This is a genomic window from Neisseriaceae bacterium CLB008 (genome assembly GCA_041228285.1).
GTDB lineage: Bacteria > Pseudomonadota > Gammaproteobacteria > Burkholderiales > Neisseriaceae > JAGNPU01.
In genome coordinates, this window is sequence record CP166133.1 from 1674945 (window position 1) to 1692229 (window position 17285).

15 protein-coding genes are annotated in these 17285 nt (G+C 52.9%); 1 reads left to right on the forward strand and 14 read right to left on the reverse strand.

Annotated elements, in window-relative coordinates; genetic code table 11:
• Positions 1-69: 69 nt before the first annotated feature.
• From proP to AB8Q18_07630, 10 genes are all read right to left on the reverse strand, one after another.
• The gene (gene proP, locus AB8Q18_07585) at positions 70-1572 is read right to left on the reverse strand and encodes a glycine betaine/L-proline transporter ProP (GenBank protein XDZ50066.1); all 1503 of its coding nucleotides are present in this window, start codon (positions 1570-1572) and stop codon (positions 70-72) included.
• A gap of 569 nt (positions 1573-2141) precedes the next feature.
• Positions 2142-3413: a RidA family protein gene (locus AB8Q18_07590; protein ID XDZ50067.1), complete on the reverse strand. Its 1272-nt coding sequence runs from the start codon at positions 3411-3413 to the stop codon at positions 2142-2144.
• A 240-nt stretch (positions 3414-3653) separates the two neighbouring features.
• A complete protein-coding gene (locus AB8Q18_07595; protein XDZ50068.1) occupies positions 3654-4409 on the reverse strand; it encodes a class II aldolase/adducin family protein in 756 nt (251 codons plus the stop codon).
• 29 nt (positions 4410-4438) lie between these two features.
• Positions 4439-5173, reverse strand: a complete 735-nt coding sequence (locus AB8Q18_07600; GenBank protein XDZ50069.1) for an SDR family NAD(P)-dependent oxidoreductase — start codon at positions 5171-5173, stop codon at positions 4439-4441.
• Positions 5174-5202: 29 nt separating this feature from the next.
• Positions 5203-5994: an ABC transporter permease gene (locus AB8Q18_07605; protein XDZ50070.1), complete on the reverse strand. Its 792-nt coding sequence runs from the start codon at positions 5992-5994 to the stop codon at positions 5203-5205.
• A complete protein-coding gene (locus tag AB8Q18_07610; protein ID XDZ50071.1) occupies positions 5994-7172 on the reverse strand; it encodes an ABC transporter permease in 1179 nt (392 codons plus the stop codon). The genes AB8Q18_07605 and AB8Q18_07610 overlap by 1 nt, the downstream gene beginning before the upstream one ends.
• On the reverse strand, positions 7172-8239 hold the full coding sequence (locus AB8Q18_07615) for an ABC transporter ATP-binding protein (protein XDZ50072.1): 1068 nt from the start codon (positions 8237-8239) through the stop codon (positions 7172-7174). Before AB8Q18_07615 ends, AB8Q18_07610 begins: the two co-directional genes overlap by 1 nt.
• Before the next feature lie 102 nt (positions 8240-8341).
• Complete coding sequence (locus AB8Q18_07620) at positions 8342-9430, reverse strand: extracellular solute-binding protein (protein XDZ50073.1); 1089 nt, start codon at positions 9428-9430, stop codon at positions 8342-8344.
• Positions 9431-9541: 111 nt separating this feature from the next.
• On the reverse strand, positions 9542-10783 hold the full coding sequence (locus tag AB8Q18_07625; GenBank protein ID XDZ50074.1) for an aspartate aminotransferase family protein: 1242 nt from the start codon (positions 10781-10783) through the stop codon (positions 9542-9544).
• Positions 10784-10810: 27 nt separating this feature from the next.
• Entirely contained in the window at positions 10811-11845 is a 1035-nt protein-coding gene (locus AB8Q18_07630) for a phosphotransferase (protein XDZ50075.1), read from the reverse strand.
• Between the two features lie 217 nt (positions 11846-12062).
• Between AB8Q18_07630 and AB8Q18_07635 the strand changes: the two genes are divergently transcribed.
• Complete coding sequence (locus tag AB8Q18_07635; protein ID XDZ50076.1) at positions 12063-12722, forward strand: GntR family transcriptional regulator; 660 nt, start codon at positions 12063-12065, stop codon at positions 12720-12722.
• 57 nt (positions 12723-12779) lie between these two features.
• On the opposite strand, the gene AB8Q18_07640 is transcribed toward AB8Q18_07635, so the two are convergent.
• From AB8Q18_07640 to AB8Q18_07655, 4 genes are all read right to left on the reverse strand, one after another.
• Complete coding sequence (locus AB8Q18_07640) at positions 12780-13946, reverse strand: iron-containing alcohol dehydrogenase (protein XDZ50077.1); 1167 nt, start codon at positions 13944-13946, stop codon at positions 12780-12782.
• Positions 13947-13963: 17 nt separating this feature from the next.
• Complete coding sequence (locus AB8Q18_07645) at positions 13964-15382, reverse strand: hypothetical protein (protein ID XDZ50078.1); 1419 nt, start codon at positions 15380-15382, stop codon at positions 13964-13966.
• A 95-nt stretch (positions 15383-15477) separates the two neighbouring features.
• Positions 15478-16494: a LacI family DNA-binding transcriptional regulator gene (locus tag AB8Q18_07650; GenBank protein ID XDZ50079.1), complete on the reverse strand. Its 1017-nt coding sequence runs from the start codon at positions 16492-16494 to the stop codon at positions 15478-15480.
• A gap of 132 nt (positions 16495-16626) precedes the next feature.
• Positions 16627-17070 (reverse strand): hypothetical protein, encoded by a 444-nt coding sequence (locus tag AB8Q18_07655; protein ID XDZ50080.1) that lies wholly within the window; start codon positions 17068-17070, stop codon positions 16627-16629.
• Between the last annotated feature and the right edge of the window lie 215 nt (positions 17071-17285).

Below are 17285 nucleotides of genomic sequence, written 5' to 3' on the forward strand. Positions count from 1 at the left end.
CTAGCCCGCACACACAAAACGGCACGCCTGATCGCGTGCCGTTTTTTTCACGGAACCACTTAACCTAGTTTAATGGTTGATCTCTGGATGCTGATCCACCAAAGTGGCCCGTTTTTTCTGCAAGCGCTCAATCTCCTCATCGATGTTTTCGATTCGGCCTTCGATGTGGTCGTAATGCGCCTGTAAAATCTCGCGCGCTTCTTCCTTACTCGACGCCGCCGGCGTGGCCCCTTTTAGGGGTTTATTGGCGGTTTCAATCATGCGTAGGCCCGTAATCAAGCCGATCACCGCCACCACCATTAAATAATAGGCCGGCATGTAGAGGTTTTGCGTTGCTTCCACCAGCCAGGCGATCGCCGTCGGCGTAAAGCCCGCCACCAAGACCGAAATATTAAACGCAATGGCCATGGCGCTGTAGCGAATCGCCGTCGGGAAAATGGCCGGCAAAATCGACGCCACCACGCCCGTAAAACAGTTCAGCATCACCGCCAACAGCAATAAGCCCAAGAAAATCAAGCCTACTGAACCGCTGTTAATCAGATAAAAACACGGAATCGACAGCAGCAACAGGCCCAAGCTGCCGCCAATCACAAAGGGCTTACGGCCAAAGCGGTCGCTCAACAGGCCAATAATCGGCTGCACAAACAGCATGCCACACATGATCGCGATGATGATCAACACGCCATGATCAGCAGAATAATGCAGGTTATGCGACAGATAGCTGGGCATATAGGTTAACAGCATGTAATACGTCACGTTGGTGGCGATTACCAAGCCCACGCACACCAATAAGCCTTGCCAGTTATTGCGCACCACCTCTTTAAACGAAATTTTCGCTGGCGCTTTAATATTGCGTTTGTCGTCTTCAGTGAGTTGATCAACGTGTTGCTGAAACGCCGGCGTTTCTTCCAGCGCATGGCGTAAATACAGGCCAATCAAGCCCAAAGGCCCGGCAATAAAGAACGGGATGCGCCAACCCCAGGCTTCAAAATCTTGCTCGCCCACGATGGCAGAAATCAACACCACCACACCGGCGCCAAGCACAAAGCCGGCGATCGAACCAAAATCCAACCAGCTACCCAAGAAGCCGCGTCGATTGTCCGGCGCGTATTCGGCCACAAACACTGCCGCGCCCGTGTACTCGCCCCCCACCGAAAAGCCCTGCGCCAGCTTGGCGATTAACAGCAATATCGGCGCCCAGATGCCAATACTGGCATAGGAAGGGATCAAGCCAATCGCGAAGGTACTGACCGACATGATGATGATGGTGACGGCCAAAACCTTCTGCCGCCCGAGCCGATCGCCCAAGATCCCAAACACCACCCCGCCCAAAGGCCGGACCAAAAACGGCACCGAAAACGTGGCCAATGACGCCACCAGTTGGACGCTGGGGCTAGCGTCTGGGAAAAACACCTTACCCAAGACGTAGGCTAAGAAGCCATACACCCCAAAGTCGAACCACTCCATGGCATTACCCAGTGCAGCGGCGGTAATGGCCTTCTTTAATTTTTGATTTTCAATGATGGTAATATCATTGATGTGCATCGGTACTGCTTTTTTCTTCTTACGCATAACCATCCTTGTAATGTTGAAAAAAGACCAATCCTTTTGCTTATTTGATTAACCCCTCAGGCAATCATTGAACCACACGATACTTTGATCCAGAAAACGAAACGCTGCAACGGCAGCAGATGAGACATGTAAGGGTTTTAATAAAATGAAACAAAACACCTACATAGAGATTGGCATAAATCATTTATGCTTTTTAAACTAACACAGGCTTAAACCAATGTTCAAGTTTTGAGGCAAATAAATGGCTCATTTTCAAGCAAATCTAGGCTAAATGCCCTTGAATACAGGGTGGTTACCCTTTGATCTTAAAGAAATAACCAAAATAAATGGCCCAGTGCCAAATAAATATCGGCTATCCACCCCGAACTCCCCCACAAAATGAAGCCGTAAAACGAAACCAGCCATGCTCAGATGCGTACCGACCACCCGCCAGGCACAGGGTTTATGGCAGCGTGTCTGACTGGGTGAACCATGCTGAAGCGTCTACACGACACCCGAGCCCCATAAGCAAAAACCCCATTTCGTCCTCACAAAATGGGGTTAGCTTGATCAGCGCTTAAGGGGCTTCTTCACACGGTTGGCGGCGTGCCTTCCGCATTCGACACCACCACTTCTATTTGAATCAAGGCATCATGAAGCATGGCGCCCACGCCCACCACCCGTCGCGCTGGGATACCGCCGGGGAAAAAACCTTGGTACACCGCGTTCACCGCATCCATATCGGCAAGGTTTTTCACATACAGATTCACTTTAACCACGTCGCTCATGGCATGACCGATGCTTTCTACAATGGCCTTGATGTTATTCAAGCACTGCTCTGTCTGCGCCTTTATCCCGCCTTCGACTAAGCGGCCTGATTGAGGATCAATCGGCAGCTGGGCCGACACATGATTGTAGTGGGAGAACACCACCGTTTGCGTGGCCAGCGCATTGATCGGCGCTTGAGGCGTATTGTGCGCCTCGATGATCAGCCCGTGTCGGTCTTCTACCGCCTGCGGTGGCGTACCGTCGCCATGCGACACGATCGCCTCAATCTGCACCCAGGCCCCCATGGGCAAATCCGCCGCCGCAATCACGGTACGCGCCGGCACATAGGCCACGGCTCGGGCAATCGCAGAGTCAGGAAAAAACGTGCGGTATGCCTCATTCACAGCGTCAAGGTCAGCGAGGTCTTTCAGAAACACACTGGTTTTGACGATGTCGTCAAAAGGCACGTCTAGGCTTTCCAGAATCGCTTTAATATTCTTTAAACACTGAGCCGTTTGCGTGTTCACGTCGCCAGCAATCACCCGTCCAGACTTAGGGTCGATCGGCAGCTGCGCCGTCAGATGATTGTAATGTGAAAACGCCACCGCCTGCGTCGACAGCCGACAAAGAGGCGCATGGGCAGTGTTGTTCCCCAGCTTAATTAAGTCACCCGCCTGGGGCGCATTCGGAATCGTGCCCTCACCATTGGACAACAGCGCCTCAATTTGCACCAAGGCGCCCATAGGCAAGGCATCCACCGCTACGGTGGTGCGCGTCGGCACATAGCTGGAAAAAAACGTTTGATACACCTCATCAACAAGGTCTAGATCTTTGATATTGGTCACAAATATGGTCAGCCGAACCACATCGCTCATCACATGATCAATACCCTCAACAATGGCTTTAATATTGTGTAAACATTGCGCCGCCTGCGCTTTAATACCGCCCGCCACCAACTGACCCGATTGAGGGTCAATCGGCAGCTGGGCGGATAGGTGATTGTAATGAGAAAAGGCCACCGTTTGTGACTGGAGGCCAAGGTCTGTTGGCGCATGTGCCGTATTTCTTGCCAAGACTGCATTTAAATCGCTCACGATTGCATTCTCCCATTGAAATCAATTGATTGGAATATTCATAGTGATGCACCCCACCCCGATTGTCAATCAATGTCAGCGCCGATATTCATCCACCTGACCCAACGCAACCGCCGACGCCATCATTGAGACCAAACTGACCACATTCAGCCATTTTCACCACCAGATCAATCACATGACGCGACTGACACAAAAAAAGCCACCGCAAGCGGTGGCGATGGCTAAGCCAAAAGCTTAAGGCTAACGACAATAGTCCGCCGCCTGATTCAATAACGACACCGCCGCATCCCAGCACTGGCGCACATACACATCATAGTCGCTCAAATGCTGCTGCGCGGTTTTAAGACACACTGCCTCGCTCGGATAAATCAGCGCCTGCCCTCCTGCTAACGCCTTATTCTGGATTTGGCAAGCGGCTTCTAAAAAGTAGATTTGATTAAACGCTTCGTATACCGTTCCGCCTACCGCCAACAGCCCGTGGTTGGCTAAAATCATGGCCTGATTATCGCCTAGGTCTTGCACTAAGCGCACCCGCTCATCGGTGCACAGCGCAATGCCTTCATACGGATGATACGACAGCTTGCCGTAAAACTTCAGCGCATGTTGACTAATCGGCAGCAGCCCCTGCGCTTGGGTCGACACCGCAATGCCATCAGCGGTATGCGTGTGCACCACGCAATGCACGTCGGCGCGGGCCGCATGAATCGCCGAATGGATCACAAAACCGGCAGGATTGACTGTTTTATGGCGATCCAAATCCGACACGATCCGCCCTTCTTCGTCGATTTTAACCAGATCAGAAGCCTTCATTTGATTAAAGGTCACCCCATAATGGTTGATCAAAAAATGATGGGGCTCGCCCGGCACCCTGAGGCTGATGTGGGTGTCGATGAGGTCGGTCATGCGGTAATAGGCCATCAGCCGATACAGCGCCGCTAAATCACAGCGCGCCTGCCATTCAGCCGCACTGACCTGTTGTTCATAGCTTAAGCTCACAGCCACTCCTTTCCTTAGGTTGCCAAGCATCACACATGCTGGCCGCCGTTGATGTGGATCTCAGCGCCATTGATGTATGACGACGCCTCCGAACACAGAAACACAATCGTTTGCGCTACTTCAGACGGCGTGCCTAAGCGCCGCATCGGCACCTCACTGGCCACCAAGGCATCGGTGCCCGGCGATAAAATATTGGTGCTGATTTCGCCAGGGGCAATGGCATTGACCCGCACGCCCATGCCCCCAAACTCAAACGCCATTTCTCGCGTCAGCGCCGCTAAACCAGCCTTTGAAGCCGCATAGGCCACGCCGGCAAACGGATGCACGCGCGACCCCACAATCGACGTCACGTTCACCACCGCCCCCTTCGCCTTGATTAACTCGGGCAGCAAAGCCCGCACCAGCAGCGCCGTCGACACCAGATTCACATTCAATACCCGCGTCCAGGTTTCGGCATCCGTGCCCTGCACGTCGAGCTTATCGCCGGCGGCATTTTTAGGCGAAATGCCGGCGTTGTTCACCAAGGCCGCCAGCTCACCATCGGGCAGCTTACTGCGCACCAAGGCCGCAATATCTTCAATGCGGGCTAAGTCTTCTAAATCAGCCTGAATGTGGTTTTCTTTACCTTGGGCCCAGCGGCAGTTTTCGGCAAACGGCTGGCGTGAAATGGTCAAAACCCGCCACCCAGCCTGCTCAAACGCCTTAACCGTGGCGTGGCCGATGCCGCGGCTCGCGCCGGTTAACAATAAACACTTGGTTTTCATTGCCTCACCTCTTTTCCTTGGCTGCGGCCCTAGGCCGCCGCGCTGAGTTTTTTCACCCGTTTTTTAAACACCACCGTCGCCATACCGATCACAATGGTGGCCACAATGAATAAGAAGGCCGCCGAGGCGATCGTCGGGCTGATGTTCTCACGAATGGTTGAGAACATTTGCCGCGCCAAAGTCCGTTGATTCGGTCCGGCCACAAATAAGGTCAACACCACTTCATCCAGCGAGGTGGCGAAAGCCAATACCGCGCCCGACGCCACCCCCGGCATCGCCAAGGGTAAGGTCACGGTGCGAAACACGGTAAAAGGCGCCGCTCCTAGGCTTTCCGCCGCCAGCTCAAGGCGCCCATCAATCCCAGCCAATGAGCCACTGACGCTGATCAACACCAGCGGAATCGCCACAATGGTGTGGGCCACAATCACCCCCATATAGGTATTGGCGATGCCTAAGCGGGTAAATAACAGCTGCATGCCCACGCCCAAAACCACGGCCGGCACCACCATAGGCAGAATAAACAGCGTCCGAATCGGCGCCGCCAGCATGATGCCCTTATGGCGCAGGCCCAAGGCCGCCATCGTGCCCAATGTCGTGGCCAACAGCGTGGTGCCGCCGCTGATGATTAAGCTATTGATGATGGAACGGCGCCATGAATCCGCCACGAACAGCTCTTGCAGCCACTTCATCGACCACCCAGGCATCGGATAGGTCAAAAAACTGCTCGACGTAAAGCCCAGTGGCAAGATGGCCACCAAAGGACCGAGTAAAAAGGCCACGGCCGCCGCCCCAAACATGATTTTGACGATTTTCCCTAACATTAGTGGGCCTCCCGCTTTTCTGCCGTCATGTGGCTATAGATGCTAAACAGAATCAAACACGTCACCAGCAAAATGATGCCCAAGGCGCCCGCCATGCCCCAGTTCGCTGCGCCAGTGGCGTAGTAGGCAATGATGGAGCTGATCATCTGATCGCCCGGCCCACCGATTAAGGCTGGGGTAATGTAGTAGCCAATGGCCGTCATGAACACCAGCAGCATGCCCGATAAAATGCCGCGATAGCTTAAGGGCAATAAAATGGTGACAAACGCACGCCACGGCGCCGCGCCTAACGATGAAGCAGCCGGCATGAGATTGGGCGGAATGGTCTTTAATACGCTGTAGATCGGCAACACCATAAACGGTAACAACACGTGGGTCATGGCGATCACCACCCCTACACGGTTAAAGATTAAGGCCAGCGGCTGGTCAATTAGGCCCAGACCAATCAAAGCATCGTTAATCAAGCCCCGATTTTGCAATAAAATAAACCAAGCCGCGGTGCGCACCAATAGCGACGTCCACAGCGGCAGCAGCACCGCCATAAACAATAGGTTACGCCACCAACCGCTTGCAGACGCCAACAGCAGCGCATAAGGGTAGCCGATCAACACGCAAAACACCGTCACCATGGCGGCAATGCTGAAGGTGCGCAGTAAAATGTCGCGGTTAGCCGACTGGCTGGCCGGCAACGCCTCAATCTGGCCTTGCTGGTTTTGGCCTAAATCCACCGCCGCCAATAAATAGCGGGCGGTCAGCGGCGCCATCAGCTTATTAATGGCCTGCCAATAAGGCAGCTCGGCCCAACGCGCATCGATGTCGGTTAAGCGGCCCGTCGGCGCACTCTGGCTCTTTACCGCGGTAATGGTTTTGGTCATGAGGGTTCGAAAACCCGCCTGCTCACTATTGAGCTTGCGCACCATATCACCCAATGCCTGTTCGTCATCGGTGGCTTGAATGTCGGCCATCACCGCCTGCTGCACCGCCACGCTCGGCACCGACTGCCCGTCCCAATCCTGTATCGCCACCGCAGTGCGATCCATGACTTTGGCCACGGCGTCATCCGACACCGATTGCTTCATCATGGCCAACAGCGGCCACAGAAAAAACACCAATAAAAACAAAAACAAGGGCGCGATCAAGGCGTAGGCTTTGCCTTTTTTGGTTTTAAATAGGTTCATCAGCGCACCACCCAACAGTCTTTTGACGCAAAGCTGGCCACCACCGGCGTATTCACCGCCCATTCCACCGAGCTTCGGTTGGATTTAACGATCAAGCCTAGGTCTTCGGCGGCTAGCTGCACCCGTAGATGGTTGCCCAAATACACGCTGTCGCGCACTTTGGCGTAAAAATGATTGTCGGCGCCATTGGCCTCATGGCCTAAAGTGATGCGCTCTGGCCGCACCGACAGCAGCACTTCTTGGCCTACCTGCATCCCCTCTTGCTGCGGCACCACGATGTTTTTACCGCCACCGATGCTGACCACCGATTGGCCTTGTTCGAATCGATCAATCACGCCGCGGATTAAATTGGTGGCGCCGATGAATTCAGCCACAAATTGAGTTTGAGGACAGTCATAAATCTCGCGTGGGGTGGCAATCTGCTCAATCTGGCCCTTATTGAATACCGCAATGCGGTCAGACATGGTTAAGGCTTCTTCTTGATCATGGGTGACAAACACAATGGTCAAACCCAGCTGTCGATGCAGTTCGCGAATGTCTAGCTGCATCTGTTCGCGCAGCTGTTTGTCTAGCGCGCCTAACGGCTCATCCATCAACACCACTTCGGGCTCAAACACCAAGGCGCGCGCCAAGGCCACACGCTGCTGTTGTCCACCGGAGAGCTGAGCCGGTTTGCGGTCTTTTAAGGCCAGTAGCTTGACCATGTCTAAAACCTTATGCACCTTCTCTTGAATCACGCTCTTAGCCACACCGCGCATCCGCAAGGGAAACGCAATATTGTCGGCGATACTCATGTGGGGAAACAGGGCGTAATTTTGAAACACCACGCCAATATTACGCTTATAGGCGGGAATGTCGTTTAACACCTGGCCGTTGAGCAACACGCTACCGGCCGACACCGCTTCAAAGCCCGCCAACAGCATTAAAATCGTGGTCTTGCCCGAGCCAGAAGGGCCCAGTAAGCTGATGAATTCACCCTTATGTACGTCTAAACTGAGGTCTTCAATAATGCACTGATCCCCATAAAACTTACTCACCTTGTCAAATCGAATGTATGCTTCTTGCATGACGTTCTCCTCGTATCTCGTAGTCGTTATTATTGTTTAGTGCTGATTTGGCTGATGGGCCCATCCAGGCGCTTCAGCCTAGATGGGCAACATCAAAGTGATTTATTTAGACAACCAAGCGTTGAAGCGCTCAGTCAGTTCTTCGGAATGATCGATCCAAAAATCAATGTTTAAGGGAATGGCGTCCTTCATATTGGCTGCTGTAGTCGGTAGATCAGCGGCCAAGTCGGCCGGCACTTGTGCGGCGGCTTCTTTATTCGGTAGACCATAAGCCACGTACTGAGGTAGCTTCACCTGATGCTCAGGCTTGCTGGCGAAGGCGATAAAGTCCATACCTGCCTCTTTATTGGCCGCCCCTTTTAAGATGGCCCAGCTGTCGACCGCATAAATACTGCCTGGCCACACGACTTTAAAGTTGGTGCCATCGCTGCGGTTCAGGCCAGCAATCCGCCCATTGTAAGCGGTGGCCATGACCACTTCCTTAGACACCAGCAGCTGTAGCGGCTGGGCGCCAGCTTCCCACCACACAATGTGGGGCTTCAGCTCATCCAGCTTTTTAAAAGCGCGGTCAACGCCAGCGGGCGTGGCCAAGGTGGTGTAAATGTCGTCTTTATTCACCCCATCGGCCAACAGCGCAAACTCTAAGGCGTATTTAGGCGTTTTGCGCAGCGAGCGCTTACCCGGGAATTTGTTCACGTCCCAAAAATCTGCCCACGATTGCGGCGCTTGTTTCAAACGATCAGCGTCATAGGCAATGGCCGTCGTCCACACGATAGAGCCAACGCCACAATCATTCACCGCACTGTCGATGAATTTGTCTTTACCGCCCAGCTTGTCCCAATCTAATTTTTCCAACAGGCCATCGTCGCAGCTACGGGCCAAATCTTCAGATTCAACCTGCACCACGTCCCAGTTCGGGTTACCGCCCTGCACCTTAGCCTGCAGTACGCCGTAACCGCCATCATAGTTTTCATCCAAAATGCGCCGACCTGTTTCGGCAGTAAAGGGTTTGAAATAAATCTCCCGCTGAGCGTCTTGATAAGTACCGCCCCAAGACGCCACGGTGAGGTCGCGACCACCGCTTGGGGCTGAACTCGCCTGCCCAGACGTCGACGCATCGCCACCGCTACCGTTGTTACACGCAGCCACCAACAGGCTGCCCATCATCAAAAAAAGATGTGTCGCTTTCATTGCTCGTATCCTTTCAACGCTCAAGGCGCATAAGTTTTTCCTCTAGCTTTTTTAAGTCTACTTCTCTGAAGTTCTACTGCGAAAACACTGTTTTTTTTGTTCGTTTGTGACTCATTGATTCAAAGCCTGCACCAGGCTATCGGTTAACAGCACCGCATGCTCACTATTAAAGGTCAGCGGTGGGCGAATTTTCAATACATCGCCATTGGGCCCACAATGGTTTAACAACACCCCGGCCGCCCGCACCGCATTCACCACCCGAATGGCTCGATCCTGCCCCGACTCACGCCCATCGGCGGCCATTTCAATGCCCCAATACAGGCCCTCGCCGCGAATGGCCTTCACCCCTAGAGGTGCCAAACGCTGCTCGAACTGCTGGCGTATTTCTGCGCCCACTCGATCTACTTGAGCCGGCAGTTGGCGCGTTTCTAGCTCATCCAACACCGCCATCGCTGCGGCCACAGCCACAGGATTGCCGCCAAAGGTATTAAAGTAACGCCCCTTATTGGCAAACTGCTGCACTAAATCTGCGCTGGCCACCACGCCGGCTATCGGATAGCCATTGCCCATAGGCTTACCCATGGTGACAATGTCTGGCCGTACCCCAACCTGATTAAAGCCCCACCATTGCGAGCCTAGGCGAGCAAAGCCTGTTTGCACTTCATCGATGATCACCAAGGCCCCTGCCGCATGCGTGGCCGCCACCGCTGGCGCCAAGCTATCGGGTGCGCAAAGATCAATGCCGTCACTGGCCAATACTGGGTCGATGATCAAGGCGCAAGGCCGAATGCCCGCTTGCGCCAAGTCGGCAAACGCATCCGCCACCTCGCGGCCAAAGCGTTCTGCCTCGTCCGCCGACGCCTGACTGCTAGGCGGCGTCACCGTGCGCACAAAAGATGAGATCGGCGCTAAAGAAGGCGACATCTGCGCCAATAAGTGGCTGACGCCGTGATAAGCATTGTGGGTGACCACAATGCCGCGCCCACCGGTCACCGCCTCGGCAATGCGAATGGCCAAATCATTGGCTTCGCTGCCGGTACAGGTCAGCATCAGCTGATCCAATTCAGCGGGAAAGCGGCTTAACAGCCGGTCCGCATAGTCTAAAATTAAATGGTGTAGATAACGCGTGTGGGTGCACAGCACCGATGCCTGCTCGGCCATGGCCGCTACCACTCGGGCATTGCAATGCCCTACCACCGGCACATTATTGTAGGCATCCAAAAACCGCTGACCACGCTCGTCATAAAGCCAAACGTCCTCGCCCCGAACCGGATAAAACGGCTCCTGATAAAACAGGCGATAGGCCGGCCCCAATACTTTACGTCTTGCCAATAAATCCGTCGCAGTAACCACCGTCAACTCCTCGTAGTGTGGGTGTAACTATTGAATGAATTGCTTGAATAAGGCGACCGCCTGATTGGTCGCCCGTAAAATGTAGCGCTCGTTGTTGGGAAACTTCTGCGCCCGCCACTTGGAAATCACCATCCGCTGCACCAGGCGCGCCTTCACGAGATCAGGTAGCAATGCCCGCTCCTGCGCCGTCAACGGCAATAAAGACTCATAGCCAGCCATTACCTTGGGCAAAGCCAATAAGGCTTGATCCGATTCATCAATGGCATAAGACGCTGCAATGGCCAACTCCACCACCCGCGGCCCGCGGCACAAATCGCCAAAATCCAATACCCCGTGTATCTGGTCAGGCTGGGCGGCAGACGCCACCGTATTGCTCTTGGATAAATCGCCGTGAATCACCTGCTGCGGCAAAGCCTGAAGCTGCGGCCACACGTTGCGGCCAAAATGTTCGAAAAAAGCCGCTATTTCTATTTTCAAAGCATCCTCTAAATCAATTTGCGCCAGCCATTCGGTCAGCTGCATTAAATGCATCATGTCCCACAGCAACACCCGTTCCAACGCCGGGTGATCAAAACCCTTTAGAGCCGTGACCATCTGCGCCGCAGTGGCGCCAAACGCCCCATACAATGCCTGTGGTTCAGCCAAGCCCAAAATAGATTGACCCTCAATAAACGTGTAGGCGCGCACGCGGATGACTTGATTGTTTTTTTCGAACCAAAACAGATCTTCACCGTCTAGCGTGGCTAAGTTCTGCGGCATGCATACCTGATGCGGCTGCTTCGCCAACCAGTTCAACACCTGAATTTGCACGTCTATTTCATCGGCCGTTTCGGCAATATTGATGAACTTCAATACCATGGGCGGGCGGCCATGCGATTCAACCAAATAATTTTTGTCCCGCTCGCCGCCTAAGGGCTTAACCGCACCAACATAGCCGTAGGCTGTTTGCGCCACGGATACAGCATCCACTAGCTCTATGTCTGGCGGCGCAATGGTCAACACTTCAACATAGCCTGCATCTGTATTATGATTCTGATGGCTTACCCGTTCATTCATGCTCATTGTGTTTAACCCTATGAATTGATTGACCTGATCGGCACGTCCATGATGCGCCTCGATCGCGTCTGAACCTGAAAATCAGTATATTGACCATAATGCATCATAGTCAATATAATGGCCTTGGATTAAACATACTAAATATTTAACTATTTGATTTATATATAAATTTAAATTAGTCAAAATTTCATGATGCATCTTAACGTTTTGAAAGGCATAAAATATGCTTATCGTGGACAATATTGACCGCTTCGACAATAAGGGTGATTACGTTTACAACCAGTTGGCCAATAACTTAATCATGGGCGAATTACTGCCCAACGAACGCTTAAAAATAAGAGAATTGGCCCAAGCCATGGGCACCAGCGTGACCCCCGTGCGCGATGCCGTTTTACGCATGGTGCAAGAAGGCGCCTTCGTGCTCCATTCGCCCCGCGACATCCGCGTCATCGACTTAACCCTGGCCGAATACTTAGAAATTCGCAGCATCCGCCTCGAGCTTGAAGGCATGGCTGCGGGCAAAGCTGCGCTGATGGCCAGCGACCAAGATATTGCGATTTTAGAGGGTATATTGGAAGAAAATGAACAGGCACTAATGAATACTCAGGGCCAAACCTGCATTATCTTGAATCAGAAATTTCACTTTGAAATGTGCCGCATCGCCCAAATGCCGATTCTCATGGACGTTTTGCGCCAGCTGTGGATCAAGATTGGGCCCTTGATCGCCCAGGTTTATCTGCTAGGCGGCCGAGAAATGATTGATCACCACTACCCCATCTTGCAGGCCATCAAGAATAAAGACCCCCAAGCCGCCCGCATCAGCATTCAAACCGACATTTTGTCGGGCGGCAAGGTGCTGCTGCAACACAAAATGGCCAAATAAAAACGGCCTTGCTAGATCATCCTAGCAAGGCCGTCGCGCTTAAACTTAAAACCGGGCCTAAGCCCCCTGCCAAGCGGCGGTGTAAATCGCCGTCACGCCTGCCTCATCCAACGGCATCGGGCTTCGTGCCAATAGCCGCGTTTGCTTTAAAGCATCTGTAGTCAAAGAGGCAATGGCATCTGCCTCAATCCCATAGGCCTGTAGCGATTGGGCAATACCAACGTCGCGCACCAAGGTACGCAATGCCACCACGCAACGCTGCGAAGCCTCTTCATCAGACAGATCCGCCACCTCAAAACCCATGGCGTGATAAACCGTCCGTAGTCTAGCGGCGCAGGCAGAGCGAATATGGTCCATCACAAACGGCAGCAATACCGCATTCGATTCACCGTGGCTGATGTGAAACTGGCCGCCTAAAGGATAGGCCAAAGCATGCACTCCAGACACCCCCGCATTAAAAAACGCCACCCCAGCCAAATAGCTCCCATAGCTCATGTCGCTACGCGCCTGCCGATCCGCCCCCTGGTTCACGGCCTGGCGTAAAGCACCGCTGATCAAGCTAATTGCCTGTAAGGCAAAAGCATCGGTGATCGGATTGGCGTTAACCGACACATAGGCTTCCACCGCATGCGTCAACGCATCAATCCCCGTTGCTGCCGTCACCTTAGGCGGTACCGTCACGGTTAATGCTGGATCCACAATCGCCACATCCGCCAATAAATAATCATGGGCAATCACGTCTTTACTGCTGGCCAAAGACAATACCGAAATATTGGTGACCTCAGAGCCCGTACCTGACGTGGTCGGAATCATGATGGTCGGCAGGCCCTTATTGCTCAATTGCTTATGGCCGCTGAGGTTTAGATAATCAGCCACCAAGCCCTCGTGCGTTGCCAAAACCGCCACCAGCTTAGCCAAATCAATGGCGCTGCCGCCGCCTAAACCAATCACCAAATCGCAGTTTAAAGCCTTGGTCTCGGCCACGAGCCGCTCGCCCACAGCTAGGGGCGGTTCGGCCACCACTTCGCTATTGATGAACACCTCACAGCCACAATCCAGCAGCTGGGCCTTGATCTGCTCAGCCAAGCCTGATTGTGCCAAAAAGGGATCGGTCACGATTAACACACGCTGGGCCTGGAACTTGGCTACCTCACTCGGTAAGGCTTGTAACGCGCCCCAGCCATTATGGCTGGTGCCCACTAATTTAGTTTGATATTGCGTCATGCATCCTCCTTCGGCCTTTAAGGCTCTTGATGGGTTTGTTCAGTCGTGGCCTGAGGCTGATCAGCCTGATCTTTGGTGAAGGTTGCGTCAACAGAGCCTTTAAAGAAGTCCTTGCCGTAAATCAGCAAACACATCAACACCCCAGCCGCAAACGCCCAGCTGGCGCCTTTAATACACAAAATCGCCGCAATCACGCCCGCAATGCCCAAATCGGTTTGGCTTTTTGCTTCCAAAACGCCGATTTTCACGTTGACATAGCCTTGAATCAACAGCGTCAACGCCAAGGCCACCCCTAAAATAGGCTCAACCAGGCTCACGATCGGCAACAGCAATAGGCCGGTATTCGTGCCCCAACGGAAAGACCCCACGCCGCCAAAAAAAGAATCCATCGCCTTGCGGCCTTTTTTCCATCGCTCCACCATCACCACCTGCATCGCCGACCAAATCGGCCCACACATGGTCACGTCTGGTCCTAAAATACTCATGAACGCGTTGCGGCCACCAAACACCAAATGGGCGCGTTCTGACTTATATTCCACTTTTTCATCCGGACGGTATTTTTGCCCATCGGCCAGCAAAGCCTTGTTTTGCAAGATGTCGCCAAACAGCACAATATAGGCCGCCAAAACCGTCGGTAAAGCCGTGACAAACATCATCAAAGGCGGCATGCCCAAGCCAAACACCGTGTATTCACGCCATAAGCGCCCAAAATCTGGTGCCGAAATGCCCCATTGAATGCTCGGCCAACTGGCTTCGCCCGCCAAAGGCGCCACCACCACGGCCAATAAGATGATGGGGAAAATACCCAGCTTGGCCACCATGCCCAAAACCTTATTGCGCTTTTGCCATTCACTAAAATGCTTAGAAAACAGCACGTAAAACGCGATGCCCACCGCAATGGTGATGCTCACAGGGAAGGTTTCAAACCGCCCGCCTACTTGGAAGATGGAAATGATCGCGGCCAAGCCTGCGCCCATCACAATCCCAGCCTTCATCGCGCTGGGAATAAACCGAATCAGCTTAGACGCCAAGCCCGTTGTACCCAGCAAAATACACATGACGCCTAAGGTCATCTGAAAAGCAATGAGCGAATGCACCCGCTCCGGCCCCTCAGGAAACTGCTGGCAATACATGATGATCAATGGAATCGCCGGCGTAATCCATCCCGGTACGCAAGGATCACCCAATAAATGGTGGGCCAAGTAAAACAGGCCATTCAGCATCACAATCGCCAAGGCCACCTCAAACGGCATGCCCAATAGCTGAATCAACAGCGGAATCGCCGCCAAATCGACGGCGCACATCAACAGGCCTTGGATGTAATCCGGCCACTCAAATTTATAATGTATAAACGGCAGGCGTAAGTGGAATGGCCCCAAGGGAATATGGGGCGCCTCCTCTCCTTCTACACGATCTTTCCATTTAGCAAAGCCCATGGCATTCTCCTTACATGACGTATCTCATGCGTTTCATTGTTATGTATACGTATTCATTTACAAATGAATACGTATACATTCTAAGCTAAAAAATTTCAATCCGACAAGTCCCGCGTGGTCTTTCGCGCAAAAATAGTCACCGGCAGGGTTAACGCCACCGGCTCAATAGCTGGGTTTTTCAGCTGCGCCACCAAGGCTTGAATCGCCACCAGCCCTAGGTTTTGCTCACTTTCCACCCCTACCGTCGTCAAGCCAATCGCGTGGTGTTGGCTTAAACCCACATTGTCGATGCCGGTCACGCTCACCGTCTGCGGGCAATCAATGCCTAAAGCGCTTAAAGCGTCTAAAACCTCAATCGCAATCGCATCCGTTGCCGCCACAATGGCCGTAGGCCTGTCCTCTCGCTGCTGCGACGCCCACAGCAACTGCCGTAACCCTGCCTGATCAACATCGTCACGATTCACCACCCACGGCTCGGGGATGGTTTCTTCAGCATGGTTGAGCACATGCGTTTGGTAGGCGCTTTGAAAACCCTGAAGACGATTGGCAAACGTGCTGGTATTGCTTGCGCCCCCCAGCCACAGCATGCGCCGATGGCCGTGCTCAAACAAAAATGAATACACCAGCCGACCGGCCTGAACATTGTCCATTTCCACGAAACAGCGGTTATTTTGATGTTTACGGTTGTAGGTTACAAAAGGCATATTTAAACGCGACAATTGCGCAAAAATAGGATCGTCCCATAAAACGCATGACATGATGATGCCGTCGGCCTTATTGGCCAAGGCAGCTTGATAAACTTCCTTGATTTTATTGTCGGTGACAAAATGAACGTTCACCGCATAGCCACTTTGGTTGGCATAGCGCACGATGGCCGCCGTAGAATCCACAAAAAAAGGATTGTCCAAGGGGCCAGACAACAGCGTAATGGTTTGCGTTTTGCCGCTGACCAGCTGGCGGGCGCTGGCGTCAGGAATGTAGTTTAAGCGCGCAATCGCCTCCTCAACCCGCAGCCGCGTCTCATCCCGCACCAGTTCGGGCGTGTTCAACACTCGCGACACGGTGGCCTGGGACACACCGGCCAGCTTGGCAACGTCTTTAGAAGAAGGCATGGCGTCCTTTCAAGGGCAAATAAGATCAAAAAATCAGGCGCGGCCATGAGCCGCCAGCCCTTAGGCCACAATCTTACCCGATTTTAAGCCCACTGCCCACGCAGGCCTCAGTACTTGAGGCGCTAAGCCACTTTAATCAACCAAATACACAAACTTCACCTGCTTGGTTTTGGCCAGCTCTTCAATCGCCGCAAACTGATCGGAGCGAGTACCATAGTAAAACAGCGTCGGCGGATTGGCTCGGGGGGTGTATCGATTTAAAGCATTTTTGATTAAGGTTGCATCCACCGCACTACTGGCGCCATGAATCCCAATATTGATGTTCGGCAGCGCCATCAGCTGATTCAACGCTTTTTCTGTATTGCTCTGGGCCACCGTTGCCGTGGCCAAAGCCATCATCGCGTTCGAAAGCGGATTACCCGCCGAGTTTGAAGCCAACACCATTATCTGCCCCTGAGGATTGACTTCGCCACTGCTCATCATCAACGCGCTCAAACGCTGGCGCTGCTCGGCTGGATTTACCGTTGCACAAGCCGCCAACCATAATGCAGCGGCCAATATCACCCATTGTTTCATGCACTTATCCTTGTTTTAATTGAACAAACGTAGATGATATCTACACTTGCTATGGGATGATTCGTATAATAGCTAAATTCAGATTTTTACACCTTTTAAAGCAAACCCATTAAAACTATTTAGCATATAGGTTACTCAAAAAATGGGCAGCCTCAACCTACCCATTCCCCCAATGTGATTAGACTCTACGAAACAATCACCGTATCTAAATACGC

What these genes read in the sequence shown, in the direction of transcription:
- AB8Q18_07645 (XDZ50078.1), bottom strand. Translation starts at nt 15,382, where the DNA reads ATGGGCTTTGCTAAATGGAAAGATCGTGTAGAAGGAGAGGAGGCGCCC.
- AB8Q18_07650 (XDZ50079.1), bottom strand. Translation starts at nt 16,494, where the DNA reads ATGCCTTCTTCTAAAGACGTTGCCAAGCTGGCCGGTGTGTCCCAGGCC.
- AB8Q18_07600 (XDZ50069.1), bottom strand. Translation starts at nt 5,173, where the DNA reads ATGAAAACCAAGTGTTTATTGTTAACCGGCGCGAGCCGCGGCATCGGC.
- AB8Q18_07655 (XDZ50080.1), bottom strand. Translation starts at nt 17,070, where the DNA reads ATGAAACAATGGGTGATATTGGCCGCTGCATTATGGTTGGCGGCTTGT.
- AB8Q18_07615 (XDZ50072.1), bottom strand. Translation starts at nt 8,239, where the DNA reads ATGCAAGAAGCATACATTCGATTTGACAAGGTGAGTAAGTTTTATGGG.
- AB8Q18_07610 (XDZ50071.1), bottom strand. Translation starts at nt 7,172, where the DNA reads ATGAACCTATTTAAAACCAAAAAAGGCAAAGCCTACGCCTTGATCGCG.
- proP (XDZ50066.1), bottom strand. Translation starts at nt 1,572, where the DNA reads ATGCGTAAGAAGAAAAAAGCAGTACCGATGCACATCAATGATATTACC.
- AB8Q18_07640 (XDZ50077.1), bottom strand. Translation starts at nt 13,946, where the DNA reads ATGACGCAATATCAAACTAAATTAGTGGGCACCAGCCATAATGGCTGG.
- AB8Q18_07635 (XDZ50076.1), top strand. Translation starts at nt 12,063, where the DNA reads ATGCTTATCGTGGACAATATTGACCGCTTCGACAATAAGGGTGATTAC.
- AB8Q18_07605 (XDZ50070.1), bottom strand. Translation starts at nt 5,994, where the DNA reads ATGTTAGGGAAAATCGTCAAAATCATGTTTGGGGCGGCGGCCGTGGCC.
- AB8Q18_07630 (XDZ50075.1), bottom strand. Translation starts at nt 11,845, where the DNA reads ATGAGCATGAATGAACGGGTAAGCCATCAGAATCATAATACAGATGCA.
- AB8Q18_07620 (XDZ50073.1), bottom strand. Translation starts at nt 9,430, where the DNA reads ATGAAAGCGACACATCTTTTTTTGATGATGGGCAGCCTGTTGGTGGCT.